This window comes from Pseudomonadota bacterium (genome assembly GCA_010028905.1).
GTDB lineage: Bacteria > Vulcanimicrobiota > Xenobia > RGZZ01 > RGZZ01 > RGZZ01.
The window spans coordinates 1-5,897 of the sequence record RGZZ01000321.1 but is presented as its reverse complement, the minus strand read 5'-3'; the positions used below and the strand labels follow the sequence as shown (position 1 = coordinate 5,897).

Below are 5,897 nucleotides of genomic sequence, written 5' to 3'. Positions count from 1 at the left end.
CGGTTGCTGAGCGACACCGCGCACCATCTCTTTCTGGTGAGCCTCCCCCTGCTGCTCGACATCTGCCTTGGTGTGCCCCTGGGGGTGCTGGCGTCGCGCCACCCGCGTCTGGGAGGGTGGATCGTCGGTGTGTGCGGGGTGCTGCAGACCATCCCCTCGCTCGCGCTGCTGATCTTCATGGTCCCGCTGCTCGGCATCGGGTACAAGCCCGCCCTGGTGGCGCTGTTCATCTACGGGCTGCTTCCCATCCTGCGCAACACGTGCACGGGGCTGCGCGACATCTCGCCACCGCTCATCGAATCCGCGCTCGCCCTGGGCCTGCCCGCTCGAACACGCCTGTGGAAGATCGAGCTCCCCCTCGCCTCGCGCGCCATTCTCGCGGGCATCAAGACCTCAGCGGTCATCAACGTGGGAACGGCCACCATCGGAGCCATCGTGGGCGCGGGAGGCTACGGCGAGCCCATCATGATGGGGGTGCGCCGCGACGACATGCACCTGCTGATGCAAGGGGCCATTCCCGCGGCCTGCCTGGCCATCGCAGTGCAGCTGCTGTTCGACGGCATCGAGCGCTGGATCGTGCCCAGGGGCCTGCGCCTGCGAGACGAGCAAGAGGCGCGGTAGGGGGGGGCGCTGTGCACGCTGAGACGACCAACCGTGCTGCCTTCCCGGATCAAGAAGACAAACAGCTCTCCCTCCCGGCAAACACGGAGCGCTTCAGCGGAGCACGGCCGGCTTCCGGGCAAGCAGACAGGCCGTTGCCACACCTTCGTCGGCCCTCTCTTCCTCGCGCCAGGTCACGATGTCGAAACCCTCGAAGGCCTCGCGCAGCTCTCCCCGTTCGAGCAGATAGGCGCGATTGAACGGCCGATACTTCAGGATGGCCGTGGTGAAGGTCTGGTACAGCAGCCATCCGCCTGGGCGCAGGGTCTCGACGATGCCCGCGAACAGGCTGCGCTGCAGGTAGAACGTGACCACCACCCCGTCGAACGCCTCTCGCGGCAGCACGTACCCCTCGAGATCGGCCACAACCCCCTCGAGCTCGAGCCCCTCGCGCCGTACACGCTCGCGCGCCAGGCTCACCGCGGTAGGAGAGCGGTCGAGGCCGATCACCTGAAACCCGAGGCGCGCCAGGTAGAGGGCGTTGCGACCGTCGCCCATCGCCACGTCTAGAACCTGGCCGCCGAACCCCAGCAAGGGAGCGCTCTCCACCAGAAACGGATTGGGCTCGAGGTCGACGGCAGGCGACGCGGAGCGATACCGGCTCTCCCAGCGCTCGAACCCAGCCTCACGTGAACCCATCTCATCAGCTCCCACGTATGCGAGGTTCGCAGCAGATGTGTGGGCGCCTGCTCGAGAAAGCCGGCTGTCCTCGATGACCGCTCGACCAGCACGGGTCGAGGTCTGACCGAGAGCGCACTGCAACAGCAAAACCGCCAAGGCCAGCACACCCCGAGGAAGAGCCGTGCCTGCTGGGGAACACCCAAGACAGGGGCCGCAGGCCATCGCTCTGCTCGACGCGGAGACTCATCCCAACAGGCCTGGGCTCGAAGGAGCCTCTCATGGACATGCTCATCAACTTCGCCGCTGTGTGGCTGCTGAACGCCGTGGGCGTCTACGTCACCGCCTCCGTCGTTCCCGGCATGCGCGTGCGCAACTTCGGAGCGGCCGCGATGGCCGCACTGGTGCTGGGCGTCATCCACGCCGTGCTGTGGAAGGTGCTGCTCATCCTCACCCTGCCCCTCACCATTCTGACGTTCGGCCTCTTCTACTTCGTGCTCGTGGGCTTCACGTTCTCGCTCGCAAGCGCGTTCGTCGACGGGTTCGAGGTCAAGGGGATCTTCGCCGGCCTGCTCGGCTCGGTGGTGCTCGGACTGGTGAACGCCTTCATCGGCTTCTTCGCCCACGGGCACTTCAGCTGGTGGTAGCGATTGACCGTCATGTGAAACTGCCACTCGAGGTCGACCGAGGCGCATCCTGAGCGCACCCCAGGAGCCCTACTCGAACGCCTCCACTGACCGCGCCTTTCGCGCCGGCCACTGCGGGGTCTCCCGATCGTGGTCGGCCGGCCTGTCCTCGAAGCGGAAGGTGAGGTCGGCAAAGGTGAAATCATCGCCGTGCCCCACCTCGAACGACGTGGCTTCACGCCCGTTGAAGTAGAGCTTGTTGCTCTTCGAGGCCAGCCGCACGTGCAGGCGGCCCGACACCAGCTTGATCTCGAAGGCCTGGCGCGACAGGTACGGGTCGTGATCGAGGGCGATCTTGTCCGGCGGTTCAGGCGAGCGCGCGTTTCCCACCATCTTCCAGACGTCCGGCTCGAGCACGTCGAGCACCACCGCTGGCTTCGGCACGCCCTTGTAGGTCACCGCAAGTCGCGGCGGACGCAGCTTGTGCAGCAGCGAGGCAGCCGCCGACAGCTCGAAGACGGCGGCGAGCACCGACAGGCTCACGGGCGTCACCGATGACGGCATGGCCAGCGCCGACTCCCCGCTGCGCCGACGCGCGATCAGCACCTGCTCCCACTCATCGCGCAGGTTGTCGGCGAAGCGCCGCCTCCCCGCCTGGGAGAGATCGTCGACCCGGCTCTGAACCGCGCAGGCCCACAGCTCGTCGTAGCGGATCTCCCGCGCCCCTTCAACGGCCGCCACGAGTGCAACGGCCAGAGCGCGGATCGTGGTGGCCGTGACCTGCACGCCGCACGCCTCTCCCTGGAATCGGTACTTCCTCCCATCGGGCTCGATGCGCGCCCCGGGTCGAAGGCACCGGGAGACGAAATCGACGACCTGCCCCATGGGGGCGTCCTTGATGCCCTCCCGTCCCCAAGCGCCCATCGGTTCGGCCTCCACCCTCCGCTGTCTCGTGTCGCTGCGCGGCTGATGACCATGTTTAGCCGCCTCCCCATCCCGGGCCTTCCGCCTCCCCAATCTCCTCTCCCCGAACCTTCTCCCGCCGCGCTCTCCGCCCGAGCGTGAAGACTTCCGTGAAAAGCATCCATCCTTTCCCGTGAAGAGCATCGCATGGCACGATGGGTGCAGAGAGAACAGCCTCTCCCAGACATCGTCCCCGTCATCACGCATCCACATCGAACGCACAAGGAGGTCCCTCGCCATGAAGCTCACCCTGCACGCCCAGCAGCGCACCCAGCAGCGCCGTGTGACGTCTGAAGCCATCGACCTCGCCATCGGCATCGGTGTCGAGACCCGCGGTCGCAACGGAGCGTCGGTCTACCGCCTCGACGATCGCACGCTGCGCGATCTCGGTCCCGCGTACGAACGCATGCGCGGGGTCACGGTGGTTGAATCGAACCACGAGGTCATCACGGTCTGGAAGCGGGCTGATAGCCGCCGCCGCGGCAACGGGCGCCGACGTCGCGAGGCCGTGCGCGAGCGCGAGCTTGCGCGCGACCTGCGCGATCTGCGCAATCGCAGCGCCGAGCAGCCCTGCACCGGATGGGTTGCCCCCACCGATGCAGGGTGGCAGGCAGACACCGTTGAAATCGCCCCCGATCCGCGACGCAACCGCACGCACGACGCGGCCTGAGCGCTCAGCGCCCCGCCCATGACCAGCAGCCGCACTGAAAGCAGACCCCGATGCTCGATCTCATCAACGAAGTCGTCGACAACAAGTACCGCATCACCGAATTCGTCAACCATGGCACGTTCGGCTCGGTCTACAAGGCCGAGCGCGAGGTTCTCGGCCAAGGGAAGGCGGGCCTGGTGGCTGTCAAGCTGCTACGCGATCGGCTGGCCGATGAGGCCATTCTCATGAACGAGGTGAAGACGCTTCAGCGATGTCAGCATCCCAACGTCATCAGCTGCCATGGGGCGGGCAAGAACCACCTCGGCAGCAAGCTGGCCGGCCGCTTCTTCATCGCCATGGAGCTGGCCGACGAGTCTCTGGCCCAGCGCCTCGAGCGCGGCCCGCTGTCGGTCGATGAGGCCCGCGCGCTCACCGCCGATCTCTGCGCCGGACTCGCCCATCTGCACGCAGGCCAGCTGGTCCATCGCGACCTCAAACCGGCGAACGTGCTCCGGGTGGGCAGCACCTGGAAGCTCTCTGACTTCGGGCTCGCGCGGGAGAGCGGCTACCTGCGCACCGCCTCGCGCCATCCGGGAACCCCGGCCTACAGCCCTCCAGAGGCCGAGAGCGATACCCTCGAGAGCAGCTTCGACATGTGGAGCCTGGGGTGCGTGCTCCACGAGTGCCTCACCGGTCGGCTCCCCACCTCTCCGAGCCAGCCGCGCACGCCCGTCATCGACGCGTCCATCCCCGCTCCCTTCCAGGCCATCATCACCGGCTGCCTGCTGCAAGACCCGAAGCGCCGCCTGACCGCCGAGCAGTGCCTGAACCAGGCCGACCCCAACGCCACACCGCTGCACAACCTCCCCAGCTTCGCCTTTGACACCTGCTTCGTCTGCGAGCCCGGCAACGACTGCGCCCGACCGCTGCTGAGCGGGCGCATCGGCGACATGCGCCGCGTCCCGGACGGGTTCACGTGCATGGTCTACGCGGCCGATGAGCTCGAGGGGCGCACCCTGCTGCTCACCGAGACCTGGGCCGTCGAGCTGGGCGAGCGCCTGTTCGACGTCTGGCCCACCCTGAGCAAGCGCAAGAATGGGGTGAGCGTCTCTGCATTTCACCTGTTCGCGCACGGCACCGGATTCGTCGCAAACGACAAGAGCCTGGTGGTTCTCGACCCGGACTGGCTGGTGAACGTCACCGCCCTCTCGAACGTGCACGACTGCGAGCGCGTCAAGCTCGTGAAGCGCTACGAAGCCACCGACATCTCGAACCATCTCGTCGTCGGAAACGTGGTGAACGATCTCTTCCCCGATATCTGGAACCGGAACGATGTGGGAGAGGCGCGCCAGACCGAAGAGATCGGCGTGCAGCTCGTCCCTCTGGCGCAATCCGGATACGAGGACGTGATGGCGCTGCGTGCCACCGTCGACAAGCACGTGAGCCGTCTTCGCCAGTGGGCCGACCCCAAGCCGCGCAACTCCACGCTGAACACCGAGACCTACGTCATCGCTCCCCAGTTGGGGCTGAAAGGTCGCATCGACGCCCTCTGGTTCAAGGGCGACACACCCGTGGTGCTGGCCGAGCTCAAGACGGGCAGGCAGCGCGCCACCGACGAACTGCAGGTGCTCTCGTACGGCCTGATGCTGGTCTCGCGCGGCGAGACCCATCGCGACATCCACACCCTGCTGCTGCACAGCAAGCCCGACCTCGATCAGGTGATGACCACGGTGAAGCTCGATGCGCCCGCGTTTCGCAGAGCGGTGGCACTGCGCAACAAGGTGCTGCTCGTCGACGGGGCCACCGATGCCCCGTTCAACGAGCGTTGGTGCGGCACGTGCTACAAGCAGACACGCGGGACCTGCACCCTGCTCACCCACCTCAGCGAGCATCACGACACGCGGCCGGAAGGGCTGCGAAAGCGCTACGCCGCCAATGAGCCACGGGTAGCCGCGCTCACCGCAGACGTGCGCGCGTTCTTCAAGCGCCACGAAGCCGACCTGCTCGAAGAGCTGCGCGCTGTGAAATCGCAGCAGGCGTGGCTGTGGTCACGCACCAGCGAAGAGCGCGAGCGCGAAGGGCTGGCCCTGCGATTCAAGTCGATCACTCCGCTCGAGCAGCGAAAGAACGGTCACCGCTATCACCTCGAGGCCATGGGTCCCGATGGCAACCAGAGCCTCTTCCGCATCGATGACCGCGTGATCGTGAGCGGTCCGGAAGGGCCCACCACAGGGCGCCTCGTGAGCGCGTTCATCAACGCATCGCCGCTCGATGGCCTCGAGATCAGCTGCGACGAGCCGCTGCCCTTCGACAATGGTGGCTGGGTCAACTTCGACGGCGACGAGAAGCTTGTGGAGCGCGAGTTCGCAGCCCTCTTCCAG

At 66.7% G+C, this 5,897-nt stretch carries 6 protein-coding genes; 4 read left to right on the top strand and 2 right to left on the bottom strand.

Annotated elements, in window-relative coordinates:
• Positions 1 to 621 (top strand): ABC transporter permease (locus EB084_18035; protein NDD30160.1); only part of this gene is annotated, 621 nt, incomplete at its 5' end.
• A gap of 93 nt (positions 622 to 714) precedes the next feature.
• Here the strand turns inward: EB084_18035 and EB084_18030 are convergent.
• A complete protein-coding gene (locus tag EB084_18030; GenBank protein NDD30159.1) occupies positions 715 to 1,503 on the bottom strand; it encodes a class I SAM-dependent methyltransferase in 789 nt (262 codons plus the stop codon).
• 62 nt (positions 1,504 to 1,565) lie between these two features.
• On the opposite strand from EB084_18030, the gene EB084_18025 reads away from it, so the two are divergent.
• Complete coding sequence (locus EB084_18025; protein NDD30158.1) at positions 1,566 to 1,925, top strand: phage holin family protein; 360 nt, start codon at positions 1,566 to 1,568, stop codon at positions 1,923 to 1,925.
• Positions 1,926 to 1,994: 69 nt separating this feature from the next.
• Here EB084_18025 and EB084_18020 read toward each other — a convergent pair whose 3' ends face one another.
• On the bottom strand, positions 1,995 to 2,789 hold the full coding sequence (locus EB084_18020) for a hypothetical protein (protein NDD30157.1): 795 nt from the start codon (positions 2,787 to 2,789) through the stop codon (positions 1,995 to 1,997).
• A gap of 316 nt (positions 2,790 to 3,105) precedes the next feature.
• Between EB084_18020 and EB084_18015 the strand changes: the two genes are divergently transcribed.
• Together EB084_18015 and EB084_18010 are read left to right on the top strand one after the other, a co-directional pair.
• On the top strand, positions 3,106 to 3,537 hold the full coding sequence (locus tag EB084_18015; GenBank protein ID NDD30156.1) for a hypothetical protein: 432 nt from the start codon (positions 3,106 to 3,108) through the stop codon (positions 3,535 to 3,537).
• Positions 3,538 to 3,587: 50 nt separating this feature from the next.
• Positions 3,588 to 5,897: hypothetical protein (locus EB084_18010; GenBank protein ID NDD30155.1), on the top strand; the 2,310-nt coding region annotated here is incomplete at its 3' end.